This window comes from Rhodococcus rhodnii NBRC 100604, from assembly GCF_001894925.1.
GTDB classification, from domain to species: domain Bacteria; phylum Actinomycetota; class Actinomycetes; order Mycobacteriales; family Mycobacteriaceae; genus Rhodococcus_F; species Rhodococcus_F rhodnii.
Map to the genome: position 1 here is coordinate 1 of NZ_BCXD01000018.1, position 16828 is coordinate 16828.

Here is a 16828-nt window from a genome sequence, read left to right on the forward strand (position 1 = left end):
GTTAACATGGACGTCCCGGATCACTCACGTGTGCGGAAGATGATCGCGGGGGCCTTCACGGCGCGGCGGGTGGAGCGGCTGCGTCCGCGCGTGGAGGAGCACGTGGAACGTCTGATCACCGCGATGATCGAGGCCGGGCCGTCCGCAGACCTGATGCCGGCGTTCGCCGCACCGCTGCCGGTCACGGTGATCTGCGAGCTGCTCGGGATCCCCTTCGAGGACCGGGTCGAGTTCGGCCGCTGGTCGCGCGCCTTCCTCGCGACCACCAGCTCCGAGTACACCCAGGAGGAGGTCGTCACCGCGCAGCGCTCGCTGGTGCAGTATCTGGCGCAGTTGCTCGTCGCCAAAGCGGAGAACCCGGGCGACGATCTGCTCTCGGCCCTCGCGGTGCGGAATGCAGAGGAACAGACCGTTTCCCAGGCCGAGCTCACCTTCCTGGGCGTCACGCTGCTGGTGGCCGGCCACGAGACGACCGTCAACATGATCACCAACGGCCTGCTGGCGTTGCTGACCCATCCCGATCAGCTGGAGCTGCTGAAGGCCGAACCCGCGCTCGCCGAGTCCGCCGTCGAGGAGATCCTGCGGGTGTTCGTGCCGGGCAACGAGGCGTTGCTGCGCATCGCCACCGAGGACGTGGATCTGGGTGGGGTGACCGTGCCTGCCGGCTGCGCCGTGCTTCCCTCGTTGCTGTCGGCGAACCGGGACGAGCGCACCTTCACCGATTCGTCGCGGTTCGACATCACGCGCCGCGAGGGCCAGCACCTGACCTTCGGCAGCGGGCCACACTTCTGCATCGGCTCGTCGCTGGCCCGCATCGAGCTGGCCGAATCGTTCCGCGAGCTGTTGCGCCGCCTCCCAGGCCTGGCGCTGGTGGATCTGAACGAGGTGGAGCGGCCCGAGGGGCTGCTGGTGAACGGTGTCGCGAAGCTACCGATCACCTGGGACGACGCCGCGGCGCGAGCGCAACTCGCTGCCGAGCGCGGAGCCGAGGGCGGGCAGGTTACCGGCGAGGCGTGAGATGTAGGCAAGATCACTGCGGGTACGGCTCCCGGACGACTTGTCGCAGCGTGCTGCACCCGGAACGCGGTGCGGACATGCACGCGCCGACCCGCCGACCCCGCGTCGTTACTCGCCGGTAACCGTCGGTTCCACTCTCGAATTGCGTTGCGCGAAGACGTTGCTAGCTTTCTAGCTAACTGCGTTAGCCCGACGCGGTACTCGGTCGAGGGGGAACATGATCACGTTGGAGACACTCGGCGAAGTCCGGCTGTCGACCGGGACGCCGCGTCTGGACGGCGCCCCGGCCACGATCGCCATCGACAGCGCCAACACCGCCACCGCCTTCGCGGCCTTCGCGCATCGGCGTGGCGCCACCGTCACCGTCCAGGACCTGGTCGAGGCGATGTGGCGTGGCAGGCCCACCCGCACCGCCCGGCAGGGCGTGCACGTCCAGATCAGCCGGATGCGCAAGCTGCTCGCGGGCCTGGGCTGCGACGGGGCCGAGGCCATCGTCAAGGTGGCGGGCGGCTACCGGCTGAACGGCGACCTGGTGGTCACGGACGTGGTGCTGTTCGAGCAGTACGCGCAGTGCGGCCACGTCGCCCAGCGCACCGGTGCGTTCCAGGACGCACTGCGGTTCTACGACTCCGCGCTGGCGCTGTGGCACGGCGAGCCGATGGCCGGCCTGTCGGTGGGCCCCGGCCTCGGCCGGCTCCGAGACGCCCTGAGCAAGCTGCATCTGGAGGTGCGCGGGGCTCGCGCCGAGGTGCTCATCCGTCTCGGCGCCGGGCGCGAGGTGATCTCCGAGTTCCAGGAGCTGGTCGAGCTCGATCCGTACCAGGAGCTGCTGCACGCCGGGCTGATGATCGCGCTCTCGCGCAGCGGGCGGCGCGGTGAGGCGCTGCGGGTGTACCGCACCCTCGCCTGCCGGCTCAACAGCGAGTTGGGTATCCGTCCCGATCCGCGGATCCACGCCCTCTTCCGGGCCGTCGCCGACGGTGCCGAGTACCGGGTGGCGGAGATCTACTCCGCCGAGGCCACCGCACTCCCCGGGGCGAACTGAGCCGCGATCGCGGCCACGTTCACGACCACGTTCACGGCTCGACCCTCGTCGACGCGAATCGGTCGACGGTGGCGGAGGGCGATTCCACGAGGTGGGTCCACGCCGGGGCTTCCATCGTCCCGGAGTCGAAGCGGGTGTCGAGCTCCAGGATCACCGCGCCGTGCAGGGCGGCCCAGACCGCCTGCGCCAGAGCGTGATCGCCGTGACACACGTCGAGGAAGAAGCCGCCCACCCACTGCTCGACGCCGTCGCCGAGCGAATCCCGGTCCAGCGGACCGGAAGTGGCGAGCCGGTAGGCCTCGGGCGCACGGGCGGCCTGCTCGCGGTAGGCGTTCATCAGTTCCGCGACCGCGCCGGGTGCGGAGACGGCGCGGAGGCGGTCGCCCATGCGCGCGAACTGGCGACGCACCACCTGCGCCTTGAGATCGTCCTTGCTGCGGAAGTGCTTGTACAGCGACGGCGCTCGGATCGAGACGGCGTCGGCGAGGTCACGCAGCGACATCCCGTGCCACCCGGACTCCTCCATGAGCCGCTCGGCGGCATCGAGGACGACGATCGCCCGTGGGCTCAGCCCGGCATCGGGGTCGGACGGCTCCGCGCCCGGCGCGCGATGTGGGAACACCGGAAAAGGCTATCAGCCTTGCGGATTTCACCGGCCGACGCGAAAGAGCCTCTCCCCGCGCTCAGGCCGGCGGCCGCTGCATCGTGATCCAGCCCGCGTCGCCGGGCAGGTCGTCCGCCGCCGCAGGCCCGGACGACCCGGGCGCGTAGGGCTGCGGCGTCGGCGGATCGTCGAGCAGCGGCGCCGCGACCTCCCACACGTGCGCGAGCCCGTCCGGCCGCGTGAACAGCGACCGGTCGCCGTCGAGGACGTCGTGCAGCAGCCGTGCGTACGGCGCGAGCGGCGACGCGTCGGCGACGGAGTCGAGCGGCAGTGACATGTGCCCGAGCGTGAGTTTCGTGCCGGGGCCGGGCTCCTTGACGGTCGTCGTGAGGTGGATCGTGCCGTGGCCCGACAGATCGAACGACAGGACGGTGCCGTCGGGCAGCGACTGCGGGATCGGGCCGTCCTCCGGCGGCCGGAAGACGAGGCTCACCAACTGTTCCGACGTCGCGAGCCGCTTACCCGTGCGCAACAGGAACGGGACGCCGCGCCAGCGGTCGGTGTCGACCCACAGCCGCGCCGCGACGAAGGTGTCCGTCGTGGAATCGTCCGCGACGCCCGGGGTGTCGCGGTAGCCGTCGAACTGGCCGAGCACGACCTCGCCCGGATCGAGCGGCCGGAACGCGGCGATGACGGACTCGCGCGCCGACTGCACGTCGTCGGCGCCGAGCGTGGGCGGCGGCTCGTCCGCGATCTCGGCGGCGACCTGGAACAGGTGGGTGACGAGCATGTCGAGGACCGAGCCGGTCGCGTCGTAGAACTGCGCGCGGTTCGCGATGCCGAGCGTCTCGGGCACGGAGATCTGGACCTGCGCGACATGCCGGTTGTTCCAGACGCCTTCGAACAGGCCGTTCGCGAAGCGCAGTACGTGCAGGTTCTGGGTGTTCTCCTTGCCGAGGAAGTGATCGATCCGGTACACCTGCCGCTCGTCGAAGACGTCGTGCACGGCGGCATCGAGTTCCTCGAAGCTCTCGCGTGAGGTGCCGAACGGCTTCTCGTAGACGGCGCGGGCGTCGCGGGCGAGGTCGTGCGCGCCGAGCGCCTTCGTGTAGTCGACGAAGGTCGTCGGCGGGAGCGCGAGGTAGTGGACGAGTTGCGCACCCTCGCCGACGGCGCTGCGGACCTCGGCCAGTACGTCGAGCAGGCGGCCCGGATCGTCGGCGGTGAAGCCGTCGCCGGCGAACCGGACGTGGCGTGCGAACCCGCCCCACGCGTCGTCGCCGGGCGCCGAGTCGTGCTCGGCGATCGCGTCGCGCACGTGCTCGCGGAACTCGTCGTCGCTCATCGCGTGGCGGCCGTTGCCGACGAGGGCCCAGTGCTCGGGCAGCAGCCCGGCGGAGTAGAGCTGGTAGAAGGCGGGCAGCACCATGCGTGCGGCGAGGTCGCCGGTCGCGCCGAACAACACGAAGATCGTGGTGGGCACCTGGCCACGCGAATCGCTCATCCCCTCACTGTGCCGCGACGACGCCGCGCCCGGGAACAAAAGCCGATACCCACCCGTTGACCCCTTCGACAGCCTTGAGCGAACTACACTCAAGTTGGAATTGACGCCCGACGGGCCGATGTGCAAACTTGAGTCGACGTCGCTCACAGGCGCCGGACATCGCACTGCCGGCCGCCGCTGTGGCGCCGCAAGTGCACCAGACGAAAGTGAGGAAAACGCTATGGCTCGTGCCGTCGGTATCGACCTCGGTACAACCAACTCGGTCGTGTCCGTCCTGGAGGGCGGCGAGCCCGTCGTGGTCGCCAACTCCGAGGGCGCGCGCACCACGCCGTCGATCGTCGCGTTCGCGAAGAACGGCGAGGTCCTCGTCGGGCAGCCCGCCAAGAACCAGGCGGTCACCAACGTCGATCGGACGATCCGCTCGGTCAAGCGCCACATCGGCACCGACTGGAGCACCGAGATCGACGACAAGAAGTACACGTCGCAGGAGATCTCGGCGCGCACGCTGATGAAGCTCAAGCGCGACGCGGAGTCCTACCTCGGTGAGGACATCGCCGACGCCGTCATCACGGTTCCCGCGTACTTCAACGACGCCCAGCGTCAGGCGACGAAGGAAGCCGGCCAGATCGCCGGCCTCAACGTTCTGCGCATCGTCAACGAGCCCACCGCGGCGGCGCTGGCGTACGGCCTGGACAAGGGCGAGAAGGAACAGACCATCCTGGTCTTCGACCTCGGTGGCGGCACGTTCGACGTCTCGCTGCTCGAGATCGGTGACGGCGTGGTCGAGGTTCGCGCGACCTCCGGTGACAACCACCTCGGTGGTGACGACTGGGATCAGCGCGTCGTCGACTGGCTCGTCGAGAAGTTCAAGGCGCAGAACGGCATCGACCTGACCAAGGACAAGATGGCCCTGCAGCGTCTGCGCGAGGCCGCCGAGAAGGCGAAGATCGAGCTGTCGAGCTCGCAGAGCACGTCGATCAACCTGCCCTACATCACGGTCGACGCCGACAAGAACCCGCTGTTCCTCGACGAGCAGCTCACCCGCAGCGAGTTCCAGCGGATCACCTCCGATCTGCTCGACCGCACGCGTGCGCCGTTCCAGTCGGTCATCAAGGACGCCGGGATCGCCGTCAAGGACATCGATCACGTCGTGCTCGTCGGCGGTTCCACCCGTATGCCCGCCGTCACCGATCTGGTGCGCGAGCTCACCGGTGGCCGTGAGCCCAACAAGGGCGTCAACCCGGACGAGGTCGTCGCCGTCGGCGCCGCCCTGCAGGCCGGCGTCCTCAAGGGCGAGGTCAAGGACGTCCTGCTGCTCGACGTCACGCCCCTCTCGCTCGGTATCGAGACCAAGGGCGGCGTGATGACGAAGCTCATCGAGCGCAACACGACGATCCCGACGAAGCGCAGCGAGACCTTCACGACGGCCGACGACAACCAGCCGTCCGTGCAGATCCAGGTGTACCAGGGCGAGCGCGAGATCGCCTCGCACAACAAGCTTCTCGGCTCCTTCGAGCTCACCGACCTGCCGCCCGCCCCGCGTGGCGTGCCGCAGATCGAGGTGACCTTCGACATCGACGCGAACGGCATCGTCCACGTCACCGCGAAGGACAAGGGCACCGGCAAGGAGAACACGATCAAGATCCAGGAAGGCTCGGGCCTGTCCAAGGACGAGATCGACCGGATGGTCAAGGACGCCGAGGCGCACGCCGACGAGGACAAGAAGCGTCGCGAAGAGGCGGACGTCCGCAACCAGGCCGAATCGCTCGTGTACCAGACGGAGAAGTTCGTCAAGGACAACGAGGAGAAGGTTCCGGCCGAGACCAAGGAGAAGGTCGAGGCGGCGATCAAGGACGTCAAGGACGCCCTCGCCGGCACCGACATCGGCGCGGTGAAGACCGCAGTCGAGAAGCTGTCGAGCGAGTCGCAGGCACTCGGCCAGGCGATCTACGAGTCGGCCCAGGCCGAGGGTGCGGCCGCCGACGGCCAGGCGGGTGGCGACGACGTCGTCGACGCCGAGGTCGTCGACGAGCCGAACGATCAGGAGAAGAAGTGACCTCGGATCGCTCCGAGAACGAACCGGTCTCTTTCGTCGACAAGCGAAAGATCGATCCCGAGACCGGTGAGGTCCGGGAACCGGCTGGGCACGACGCCCGGCCGGGCCCCGGCTCGGACGACGCAGGGACACAGCAGGATCAGCAGGATCAGCAGGCGAACCAGGTGGACGCCGAGCTGAACGACGAGGACACCGGCCCGGTGCACGAGGCCGAGGTCATCGCCGAAGAGGCGGCGGACTCCCCGGAGGCCGTCGAACTCGCCGAGCGCACCGCAGATCTCCAGCGGCTCCAGGCCGAGTACGCCAACTACCGGCGGCGTACCGACAAGGAGAAGGTCGAGCAGGCGGCACGCGGCAAGGCCGCCGTCGCCGAGCAGTTGCTGCCCGTGCTCGACGATCTCGATCGCGCGAAGGCGCACGGAGATCTCGAGGACGGCCCGATGAAGGCGATCGCGGACAAGCTCCGCACCACCCTCACGGGTCTCGGTCTCGCCGAATTCGGTGAGGAGGGCGACGCATTCGACCCGGAACTGCACGAGGCAGTGCAGAACGAGGGCGACGGCGGCGATCCCGTACTCGGTACCGTGCTCCGCAAGGGCTACCGGTTCGGCGACAGGGTGCTGCGGCACGCGATGGTCGCCGTGACCGACCGGCCCGACTCGGGCGGCGCGACCGCCACGGGCGAAACGAAATAAGAGCGGAAGGAGGAGGCGCCCAGTGAGCCAACGGGAGTGGATCGAGAAGGACTTCTACAAGGAGCTGGGCGTCTCGTCCGACGCGTCCCAGGACGACATCAAGAAGGCGTACCGCAAGCTGGCACGCGACCTGCACCCGGATGCCAATCCCGGTGACACCGCCGCCGAGGATCGTTTCAAGGCCGTCAGCGAGGCACACGCTGTGCTCTCGGATCCTGCCAAGCGCAAGGAGTACGACGAGACCCGCGCGATGTTCGCGAACGGCGGCTTCTCGTCGGGCGGTGGGTTCGGTGGTGGCGGCGGATTCTCCGGCGGCGGCCAGAGTTTCGACTTCGGCGACATCTTCGGTGGCGGCGGTACGACCGCCGGCGACGGCGGTATCGGCGACATCTTCGGCGGGCTGTTCGGCAACCGGGGCGGCGCGACGCGCACGTCGAATCGGCCGCGGCGCGGCAAGGATGTCGAGACCGAGACGACGCTGGACTTCCGTGAGGCCGCGCTCGGCGTCACCGTCCCGCTGCGCCTGACGAGTCCGTCGGCATGTACCAACTGCCACGGAAGTGGCGCCAAGCCCGGCACGAGCCCGCGGGTGTGCCCGAACTGCAACGGCGCGGGCGTCGTCAACCGCAACCAGGGCGCGTTCGGCTTCTCCGAGCCGTGCGATCAGTGCCGGGGCAGCGGATCGATCATCGACGAACCGTGCGAGGAGTGCCGCGGCAGCGGTATCACGAACCGCACCCGCACCATCACGGTCCGTGTACCCGAGGGCGTGTCCGACGGACAGCGCATCCGGCTCGCCGGCCAGGGCGAGGCGGGGCTGCGCGGCGCGCCGTCGGGCGATCTCTACGTCACCGTCCGGGTTCGGACGGACCCGGTGTTCGCCCGCGACGGCGACAACCTGACGATCACCGTCCCGGTCGGTTACGGTGAGCTCGTGCTGGGTACCACGGTCTCCGTCCCGACGCTCGAAGGCCGTGTCGGCGTGAAGATTCCGGCAGGTACCGCGGACGGCCGCGTCCTGCGGGTGCGCGGGCGCGGCGTCCCGAAGCGGGGCGGGGGGAGCGGCGATCTCCTCGTCACGGTCAAGGTGTCGGTGCCGCAGAAGCTCGACGACGCCGCGACCGACGCCCTGAAGACGTATCTGGATGCCGAGCAGGCCAGCGGATTCGATCCGAGGGCCGGGTGGGCAGGTGCGTGATGAGCGAGAACAAGAGAGCACGCGGTGACGGGGGCGACGGCGTCGACCCCGACGCGCAGATCTTCGTGATCTCGGTCGCGGCGCAGCTCGCGGGAATGCACGCGCAGACGCTCCGCAACTACGACCGGCTCGGGCTCGTGACCCCGCACCGTACGACGGGCGGCGGCCGCAGGTATTCACCGCGCGACGTCGCCCTGCTGCGCGAGGTGCAGCGGCTCTCGCAGGGCGAGGGCGTGAATCTCGCGGGGATCAAACGCATCATCGAACTGACGCGGCAGGTCGAGGAACTGACCTCCAAGGTGGACGAGCTGGCGCGGGAGATCGCGCGAGTGCATGCGAGCTACAGCCGCCTGCCCGCGCCGGTGACCCGCAGCAACGCGTTGGTCGTGTGGCAGCCCCGCACCGGCCGCCGCGGCGACTGACACTCCCGCGGTTCTCAGGCTCCTGCGGTTCTGCACCCCTACCGTCATTCTGCACCCCTACCAGGCAGCTGGTAGGGGTGCAGAATGCTGTTCGGGGTGCAGAACCGCTCAGGCAGTCAGGCACACGGAACGCAGGACGCGGTGGTACGTCGCGAGGCCGTACGTGTTGGGCGCGTTGATGATCGGGAACGGGGACGGCAGGAACGACAGCGGGTTCACGCCGACCTCCACCTCGATCGCGTCCGCGACGGTCACCGTCACGCGTCCCCACGCGAGTTGCATGACCTGCGTCGTCAGGGCGTAGGCGTAGCGCGCCGCGGTGAGCGACTCGTCGACGGTGAGCTCGCCCAGCGGGACGAGACCGACGTCGCCGTGGCTCTCGACGAGGTTGTTCGTGATGCCGAGCAGCGCATCGGTCGCCGCACCGCCGATCGTCGGGACGAAGCTCAGCCCGAGCGAGAGCAGGCTCGAGATCGTGTCGAAGTCGTCCTGGTTCTCGGGGATCAGGTTCGACGGCACCATGAGCGTGTCGGAGAGATACGCGAGCCGAGCGCCGAGATCCCGTGCCTGCGCTCGCGCCGCCTCGTCGGGTGCGATCGCGTCGAGGTACGACACCGTGCGATCGAGGACGCTGCGCAGCGACATGTCCGAGACCGGGGCGCACGTCGAGTCCGACACCGCGAGCGTCGCCGCGAGCTCCTCGACGATCGGATGCGGACGGAATCCGGTGTCCGAATCCGCGTCCGGCTCACCGGCGCCGGGGATCGTGCCCGTCTCGGTGACGGCGACACAACCCTTCTCGAGCGACGACTGCGTCGCGCGGTAGATCGCCTGGAATCCCATGACGCCGAGCCGCAGCGGCAGGCTGATGAGCATGCCCACCGAGACCGGCCCCACGCTCATGATCGACGGGATCATGCCCGCCACGATCGACGCGGGAACGAGGGTGGTCGTGTAGATCAGGAAGTACGCCGTCTCGATCGCCTGACCGAGCGTGAGCCGCTCGACGGGAATCGTCTGGGCCGCGACGCCGTCGCGGACGTTCATGAGCTGCGTGACGATGTGCGTCGCGACAGGATCGTTCGTGGTGTTCACGCCCGCATCGGGATCGTCGGACAGCACGGAACGCGGATTCGACACCGACAGCATCGAGATGCGGGCCTGCGCCATCCGTTCGTGCGCCTCGGCGCGCAGTTCCGGGACGACCGCTGCCATCTCGGCGGGCAGGATCGGGATCGCGTTGTCCAGGATCGTGTCGAAGACTGCACCGAGCGTCGCGTCGTTCGAGCCGACGCAGATCCCCGCGCCGCCGTCGCCGGCGCCTGTCGCGGGCGCCTCGGGTGCGGGCTGCGCATTCGCGGGCGTCACCGCACCGGTGACCGCGAGTGCGAGTGCCGCGGTGAACGCAGCCGTTCTCCATGTAGTTGTCAGACCCCGACGCACGCGCTCTCCCACCGACCTCGACCCGCGACCCGCTCGCGGCGGTCAACACGCTGCCACACGGGCGCGCTCCTGGGAAGAGACTCGCCCGTGACGCGTCGCCGAACTAGTGCATCTGGAGGCAGGACTGTCCGGTGCCGAGGTCGCCGGCGAAGCCCATCCCGACGCACTCCGCGCCGTCGGGGCCGATCGAGACGAGCGATCCGGGGGCCGCGATGGCGATGGACAGCCCGGGCGTCGAGCCGAGGGCCAGCGCGGACGCGTCCGGGCCGAAGGCGATTGCAGCAGGTGCGGTGCCGGCGGGCGCGCCGGTCACGGCAACGCCGCCGTCGAAGGCGAGGGCGAGTGCCGCGGCGTTCTCCTGAGCGACCGCAGCAGCCTCACCGACGGACGCGTACGCGGCCGCGGCACCCGACTCGCCCGCCTCGGTGGCGCACGTCGAGTCGTCGGTCTCGGCGGTCATGGGAGCTCCGCCGGGCGGCGTCGAACAGCCGATGGGGCCGGGATCGGCAGACGCGATCGCGGGTGCGCCGAGCGTGATGGCGGCCGCTGCGCCGATCGTTCCCAGACCTGCGCAGATACGAACCTTGGCGGTCGAGCGTGCTACAAACATTGGTACCCTTCCGTTTTCGGGGTGTGCCGTGGCTATCGCGTACCCCGGATACGGGAATCGCAATCCTCGGCTCGTCGCGGCGAATGACCGGCCAGTGGGACGGAATCTTCTGCACGCCCTCGCACGCTCCTACCTTGCGGCTATGCAACCAGCTGTGGACGTCGATGTCGTTGTCATCGGAGCCGGTGTCGCCGGGATGTACGCGGTGCACCGCTTCCGCCTCGACGGATTGTCGGTGCGGGGCTTCGAAGCGGGTTCCGACGTCGGCGGTACCTGGTACTTCAACCGTTATCCGGGTGCGCGGTGCGACGTCGAGAGCGTCGACTACTCGTACTCGTTCTCCGACGAACTGCAGCAGGAGTGGGACTGGAGCGAGAAGTACGCGACGCAGCCCGAGATCCTGCGGTACCTCTCGCACGTCGCGGACCGGTTCGGCCTGCGCTCCGCGTTCACCTTCGACACCCGCGTCACGGCGGCGACGTGGGACGACGGCGTGTGGCAGATCCGGACCGACTCCGGCGAGGAGGTGCGCGCGCGGTTCTGCGTGTGCGCGACGGGCAGCCTGTCGCAGCCCAACACGCCTCCGATCGAGGGTCGCGAACGGTTCACCGGCCGCGTGCTCCACACGGCGTCGTGGCCGCACGAGGGCGTCGACTTCCGTGGACTGCGCGTCGGTGTCGTCGGCACCGGGTCGTCCGGCATCCAGTCGATCCCGGAGATCGCGCGCAGCGCGGAGTCGGTGACGGTCTTCCAGCGCACCGCGAACTACAGCGTCCCCGCCGGCAACGCGCCTCTCGACGACGAGACGCGCCGCGAGCAGAAGGCGAACTACGCCGAGCGCAGACGGCTCTCGCGGCTCAGCGGCGGCGGATCGCCGTTCGTCCCGCACCCGAAGGGCGCGCTCGAGGTCGATCCGGAGGAGCGGCGCCGCGCGTACGAGGCGCGGTGGCAGATGGGTGGCGTGCTCTTCGCCAAGACGTTCCCGGATCAGACGTCGAACCTCGAATCGAACGACACCGCACGCGAATTCGCGGAGGAGAAGATCCGGGCGCTCGTGAAGGATCCCGCGATCGCCGACGCGCTCGTCCCCAAGGATCATCCGATCGGCACCAAGCGCATCGTCACCGATTCGGGTTACTTCGAGACGTACAACCGCGACAACGTCGAACTCGTCGACCTCCGGAAGACGCCGATCCGCGAGATAACCGAGACGGGCGTCGAGACGACCGCGGGACACCACGACATCGACGTTCTCGTGTTCGCAACGGGTTTCGACGCGCTGACGGGTGCCGTCGCGCGCATCGACATTCGCGGACGCGGCGGCCGTACGCTGCGCGAGCACTGGAACGGTGGCCCGCGTACGTATCTCGGGCTGGGGGTCGACGGCTTCCCCAATCTGTTCCTCGTCACGGGACCGGGCAGCCCGAGCGTCCTCGCGAACATGATCCTTGGCGCGGAGGACCACATCGACTGGATCGCCGACGCCGTGGCGCACCTCGGTGAGCACGGCAAGGCCACGATCGAGGCCCGCCCCGACGCCGTCGACGCCTGGCAGGCGCAGCTGAGCGAACGCGCCGATCGCACCCTCTTCCCGCGCGCCGCGTCGTGGTACACGGGAGCGAACATCGAGGGGAAACCTCGCGGATTCATGCTGTTCATCGGCGGATTCGCGACGTACCGGCAGATCTGCGCGGACGTCGCGGGCTCGGGCTACGAGGGCTTCACGCTCACCGACGCGCCGGTCGCGGTGACGTCGTGACGGACCGACTCGGCGGCGCCGTCGTCGCGATCACGGGCGCCGCGGGAGGAATGGGGCGCAGCCACTGCCGCACTCTCGCCGAGCAGGGCGCCGACATCCTGGCGTTCGACCTGCCGGGAGCCGATCTCACCGGGCTCCGCTCGGAGATCGAAGTGCTCGGACGTCGTTGCACCACAGCAGAGGTCGACGTGTGCGACCGGGAGGCGATGGCGACGGCCGTCACGTCCGGGACCGCCGAACTCGGTCCCCTCACCGCCGTCGTCGCGAACGCGGGCGTGTACGAGACGCCCGGGCCGGGGTGGACGGTGACCCCGGAGCAGTGGCAGCGCAGCCTCGACGTGAACCTCACCGGGATCTGGAACACGGTGTCCGCGGCAGAACCCCACCTCGCGGACGGCGGATCCGTCGTGCTGGTCAGCTCGACGGCCGGTGTCAAGGCCATCGCGAACGCAGCGCCGTACTCCGCGGCCAAGCACGCCGTCGTCGGGCTCGCCCGCACTCTGGCGAACGAGCTGGGGCAGCGAGGGATTCGCGTCAACTCCGTCCACCCCGGGTCGGTGCGCACGCCCATGATCATCAATCCGCGCGTGTTCGCGCGGCTGTGCCCGGACGTCGAGAATCCGACCGAGGAGGACGCCGCACGGGTCCTCGCGGCCCGCAACATCCTGCCGGTCCCGTGGGTGGACCCGGTGGATGTGAGCAATGCCGTCGCGTTCCTCGTGTCCGGCGAATCGCGCTACATGACCGGAACGCGTCTCGTCGTGGACGCCGGACTGACGGAGAAGGTGTGATGGGACGGCTTGCCGGCAAGATCGCGGTGGTGACGGGCGCGGCGCGCGGAATCGGCCGGGCACAGGCGATTCGGTTCGCGCACGAAGGCGCCGACGTCCTCGCGATCGACGTGTGCACGCAGGTCGAGACGACCGTGACGCCGCCCGCCACGGAGGCGGACCTCCGGCAGACCGCCGACGCCGTGCGCGCCGAGGGGCAAAGGGCGATCGAGGTGGTCGCGGACGTGCGTGATCGCGACGCGCTCGCCGCGGCCGTCGATGCCGCCGTCGCGGAGTGGGGAGGAATCGACATCGTCTGCGCCACAGCGGGGATCACGTCGTCGGCACCCGCGACGGCGATGAGCGAAGAGCAGTGGCGCACGATGCTCGACGTGAATCTCACGGGCGTGTGGACGACGTGCGCCGTGACCGCGCCCCATCTGATCGCCCGCGGCGGCGGGTCGATGGTGCTCACGAGCTCGATCGCGGGCCTGCGCGGTCTGGTCGGCGTCGCGCACTACACCGCGGCGAAGCACGGCGTCGTCGGGCTGATGCGCTCGCTGGCCGCCGAACTCGCGCCGCACGGCGTCCGCGTCAACACGGTGCATCCGACCAACGTCGACACGCCGATGATCCAGAATCCAGCGGTGCGCGCGAAATTTCGTCCCGACCTCGCGGATCCGACGCGCGAGGAGTTCGCCGCCGCGGCGAGAACGATGAACCTGCTGCCGATTCCGTGGATCGAGCCCGAGGACGTCGCGAACGCCGCGTTGTTCCTCGCGTCCGACGAGGCCCGCTACATCACGTCGGTGGCGCTGCCGGTCGACGCGGGAGCGACGCAGAAATAGGTGCGGGGGCCACCCAGCGCTGGCCCGGGGCAGCGCCGTGTCAGTACCCGATCGTGAACCGCTCGCGATAGTGCGTGGGGTTCTCGATCTCGTCGACGAAGGCGCGAGCGAAATCTCCGCCGGCGATCGACGACGTGCCGTCCGGCTCGACCAGCAGGGTGTCCGCGCCGAGCCGATACGTCCCGCGTTCGGGGACGTCGGCGTCGGCGCCGTACAGCGCCGACGGGCTCGCGTAGAACCAGTCGACGTCCTCGAGCGTGCGCTCGAGCTCGACGAGAACCGCGTACGTCCCTTCCGCCTCGGGACGCCACGCGTCGGGGAAGTCGTCGGTGTCGATGAGCCGCGGCCCGCCGGGTGCGACGTGCAGCGACGCCGCGCCGCCCACGGCGCCGAGTCGCGTTCGATGTCGCGCCGCCGACACCGCGATGTCGGAGATCGCCTCGTACGCGCCGCGGCCGTCGACGTTTCTGCCGGGGACGGCGAGGACGAGGACGTCGGCGTCGCGCGTCAGGTCGTCGACGAACTGCGTGTCGAAGAGCGATCCCGCTCGCACGGTGACGTGATCGGCGGGCGTGAGCGACGAGACGTCGCGCGCCACGGCGATCACGTCGTGCCCGCGCGAGAGAGCTTCACGTGTGATCCGCGATCCCGAGTACCCGGTGGCTCCGATGACGGCGACTGTGGTCATGTCCGCACCCTAGTCCGGGGCCGCGGGTGGGATCGGCGACTTCGAGGTCTGCGCCCGGACGTAGGTGAGGACGACGACGCCACGAGAGGTGATGGCGCTGTGTGTCAACGCGAACTGAGCAAGATGGCCGTGATCGTCGAACATGCGCTTGCCCGCGCCGAGCACGACGGGAAAGATCAGCAACCGGTACTCGTCGACGAGATCGTGCTCGGCCAGCCCGCGAACGAGACGACCGGCGCCGAAGACGACGAGATCGCCGTGGGTGCCTGCCGTCAGGTCGCCGACCGCGGAGGGCACATCGTGGCCGATCACGGACGAGTTCTCCCACCGCCGTGCGTCGAGCGATCGCACATCGGGCGCGGACGAGATCACGTACTTCGGCATACGCCTCATCGCAGCCACCGGGGGCACGGAATCGTCGGCACCCGACCACCCGGCGGACAAAATCTCGAAGGAACGCCGGCCGAGCAGCATTCCGGAGGCGCCGAGCGTCGATTCCGCCATGAACTCGTCGACGACGGAGTCGCTGTACGGCGGAACCCAGCCGCCGTGTGCGAAACCGCCCTCGCGGTCCTCGTCCGGTGACAGCGGCGCCTGGACTACGCCGTCGATACTGACGAAGCTCACGACGACCACCCGGCCCCGAGGAGCGACGGCGTCGCGGGCCGAACCGAGAGTCATGATCGGGCCTCTGTCCCTTGTGGCGGCTGTTCCCCGCGGCGACGATGGCCATCTCACGGTAGGACCGACCGCGAGCCGGAGTCAACGTGTGCATCGACCGACTTCCCGTGGAAAAGTGCCGCGCGAGAACGAGCATCACGACTTCGGCTCGTGTGATCGCGGTCGTTGTTACGGTCGTCACGTGTCCGGCGACCGGGCCGGGCTCGACGGCAGGAGCTGCGTCATGGGTGTGCGATTCGTGTCGGCCACGGCGAACGAGGTGCTCGATTCGCGCAGCAGACCCACGCTCGCGGTGCACCTGCTCACGGCAGAGGGGCGCGGTTTCAGCGCGGGCGTGCCGTCGGGCGCGTCGACGGGGAGCCGTGAGGCCGTCGAACTCCGGGACGGCGACGATGCGCGTTACGGCGGGCAGGGTGTCCTCGGTGCCGTCCGGAACGTGAACGAACCGATCGCGGAACTGCTGACGAGCCGGGTCTTCGAGTCTCTCGAGGACCTCGACCGGGCGATGATCGAGCTCGACGGCACGGACGACAAGTCGTCGCTGGGTGCCAATGCGATCGTCGGCGTCTCGATGGCGGCCGCACGGGCGTTCGCCGCTGCCGACGGCACACCGTTGTGGCGCTTCCTCGGGCCGGCGGACGGTGAACCGCGGATGCCGGTGCCGCACTTCAACGTTCTCAACGGCGGTGTGCACGCCGCGAACGATCTCGACTTCCAGGAGTTCATGATCGCGCCGCTGGGCGCGCCGTCGGCCGCCGAAGCGGTGCGGGCGGGCTCGGAGATCTACGGGCACCTGAAGAGCCTGCTGCGCGAACGCGGTCACGAGGTGGGCCTCGGCGACGAGGGCGGCTTCGCACCCGAGATCGCCGATCCCGCCGACGTCCTGCAGCTCGTCGCGGACGCGATCGAGGGTGCGGGCTACACGGCCGGGCGTGACGGCGTCGCGATCGCGCTCGATCCCGCGTCGAGCGAGTTCGAGAAGGACTGCGTCTACCGCGTCGCGGGCCGTGACCGTTCGTCGGACGAGATGATCGACTACTACGCCGAACTCGTGGACCGCTTCCCGATCTGGAGCATCGAGGACGGGCTGAGCGAACGCGACCGGGACGGCTGGCGCCGGCTCACCGAACGGCTCGGGGAGCGGGTCCAACTCGTCGGCGACGATCTGTTCGTGACGAATCCGGCGATCGTGCGGGACGCGATCGCGGACGGCATCGCGAACGCGGCGCTGATCAAGGTCAATCAGATCGGCACCGTCACGGAGACGCTCGAGACGCTCGCGGTGTGCCGCGAGGGCGACTACGCCGCGATGGTCTCGCACCGTAGCGGCGAGTCCGACGATTCGTTCATCGCCGACCTCGCCGTCGCGTCCGCGTGCGGTCAGATCAAGTCGGGAGCCCCCGCGCGTGGCGAGCGCATCGCGAAGTACAACCGGCTCGTCGAGATCGAGGCGCTCCGCGCTCGTGAGTGAATTTCCGGTGTCTCGAG

16 protein-coding genes are annotated in these 16828 nt (G+C 69.4%); 10 read left to right on the top strand and 6 right to left on the bottom strand.

The window, feature by feature from the left end; genetic code table 11:
* Together RR1_RS14000 and RR1_RS14005 are read left to right on the top strand one after the other, a co-directional pair.
* A partial coding sequence (locus tag RR1_RS14000) for a cytochrome P450 (RefSeq protein WP_143153846.1) occupies positions 1 to 1017 on the top strand: 1017 nt, incomplete at its 5' end.
* Positions 1018 to 1234: 217 nt separating this feature from the next.
* The gene (locus tag RR1_RS14005) at positions 1235 to 2062 is read left to right on the top strand and encodes an AfsR/SARP family transcriptional regulator (RefSeq protein WP_010838182.1); all 828 of its coding nucleotides are present in this window, start codon (positions 1235 to 1237) and stop codon (positions 2060 to 2062) included.
* A 31-nt stretch (positions 2063 to 2093) separates the two neighbouring features.
* Here the strand turns inward: RR1_RS14005 and RR1_RS14010 are convergent, their stop codons facing one another.
* Entirely contained in the window at positions 2094 to 2684 is a 591-nt protein-coding gene (locus tag RR1_RS14010) for a TetR/AcrR family transcriptional regulator (protein WP_010838181.1), read from the bottom strand.
* A gap of 61 nt (positions 2685 to 2745) precedes the next feature.
* Positions 2746 to 4170, bottom strand: a complete 1425-nt coding sequence (locus RR1_RS14015) for a glucose-6-phosphate dehydrogenase (protein WP_010838180.1) — start codon at positions 4168 to 4170, stop codon at positions 2746 to 2748.
* A gap of 220 nt (positions 4171 to 4390) precedes the next feature.
* Between RR1_RS14015 and dnaK the strand changes: the two genes are divergently transcribed.
* Genes dnaK through RR1_RS14035 form a run of 4 tightly spaced genes read left to right on the top strand, consistent with a single transcriptional unit; the run spans position 4391 to position 8541 of the window.
* Complete coding sequence (gene dnaK / locus RR1_RS14020) at positions 4391 to 6226, top strand: molecular chaperone DnaK (RefSeq protein WP_010838178.1); 1836 nt, start codon at positions 4391 to 4393, stop codon at positions 6224 to 6226.
* A complete protein-coding gene (gene grpE, locus RR1_RS14025; RefSeq protein WP_010838177.1) occupies positions 6223 to 6921 on the top strand; it encodes a nucleotide exchange factor GrpE in 699 nt (232 codons plus the stop codon). Before dnaK ends, grpE begins: the two co-directional genes overlap by 4 nt.
* Before the next feature lie 22 nt (positions 6922 to 6943).
* Positions 6944 to 8119, top strand: coding sequence for a molecular chaperone DnaJ (gene dnaJ / locus RR1_RS14030; RefSeq protein ID WP_010838176.1), 1176 nt, complete (start codon positions 6944 to 6946; stop codon positions 8117 to 8119).
* Positions 8119 to 8541, top strand: coding sequence for a heat shock protein transcriptional repressor HspR (locus RR1_RS14035; RefSeq protein WP_040773115.1), 423 nt, complete (start codon positions 8119 to 8121; stop codon positions 8539 to 8541). The genes dnaJ and RR1_RS14035 overlap by 1 nt, the downstream gene beginning before the upstream one ends.
* A 108-nt stretch (positions 8542 to 8649) precedes the next feature.
* On the opposite strand, the gene RR1_RS14040 is transcribed toward RR1_RS14035, so the two are convergent.
* Together RR1_RS14040 and RR1_RS14045 are read right to left on the bottom strand one after the other, a co-directional pair.
* On the bottom strand, positions 8650 to 9909 hold the full coding sequence (locus RR1_RS14040; RefSeq protein WP_143153847.1) for a hypothetical protein: 1260 nt from the start codon (positions 9907 to 9909) through the stop codon (positions 8650 to 8652).
* A 178-nt stretch (positions 9910 to 10087) separates the two neighbouring features.
* Positions 10088 to 10594: a DUF6764 family protein gene (locus RR1_RS14045; RefSeq protein ID WP_010838173.1), complete on the bottom strand. Its 507-nt coding sequence runs from the start codon at positions 10592 to 10594 to the stop codon at positions 10088 to 10090.
* A 142-nt stretch (positions 10595 to 10736) separates the two neighbouring features.
* Here RR1_RS14045 and RR1_RS14050 point away from each other — a divergent pair, with 142 nt between their 5' ends.
* Genes RR1_RS14050 through RR1_RS14060 form a run of 3 tightly spaced genes read left to right on the top strand, consistent with a single transcriptional unit; the run spans position 10737 to position 13971 of the window.
* The gene (locus RR1_RS14050; RefSeq protein ID WP_040773112.1) at positions 10737 to 12353 is read left to right on the top strand and encodes a flavin-containing monooxygenase; all 1617 of its coding nucleotides are present in this window, start codon (positions 10737 to 10739) and stop codon (positions 12351 to 12353) included.
* A 50-nt stretch (positions 12354 to 12403) separates the two neighbouring features.
* Complete coding sequence (locus tag RR1_RS14055; protein WP_143153850.1) at positions 12404 to 13144, top strand: SDR family oxidoreductase; 741 nt, start codon at positions 12404 to 12406, stop codon at positions 13142 to 13144.
* Complete coding sequence (locus tag RR1_RS14060; RefSeq protein ID WP_274518692.1) at positions 13141 to 13971, top strand: mycofactocin-coupled SDR family oxidoreductase; 831 nt, start codon at positions 13141 to 13143, stop codon at positions 13969 to 13971. The genes RR1_RS14055 and RR1_RS14060 overlap by 4 nt, the downstream gene beginning before the upstream one ends.
* A gap of 40 nt (positions 13972 to 14011) precedes the next feature.
* On the opposite strand, the gene RR1_RS14065 is transcribed toward RR1_RS14060, so the two are convergent.
* Entirely contained in the window at positions 14012 to 14659 is a 648-nt protein-coding gene (locus tag RR1_RS14065) for an NAD(P)-dependent oxidoreductase (RefSeq protein WP_010838169.1), read from the bottom strand.
* A 9-nt stretch (positions 14660 to 14668) separates the two neighbouring features.
* Positions 14669 to 15340, bottom strand: a complete 672-nt coding sequence (locus RR1_RS14070; protein ID WP_010838168.1) for a dihydrofolate reductase family protein — start codon at positions 15338 to 15340, stop codon at positions 14669 to 14671.
* Between the two features lie 181 nt (positions 15341 to 15521).
* On the opposite strand from RR1_RS14070, the gene eno reads away from it, so the two are divergent.
* The gene (gene eno, locus RR1_RS14075; protein ID WP_238558989.1) at positions 15522 to 16811 is read left to right on the top strand and encodes a phosphopyruvate hydratase; all 1290 of its coding nucleotides are present in this window, start codon (positions 15522 to 15524) and stop codon (positions 16809 to 16811) included.
* Positions 16812 to 16828: the final 17 nt, after the last annotated feature.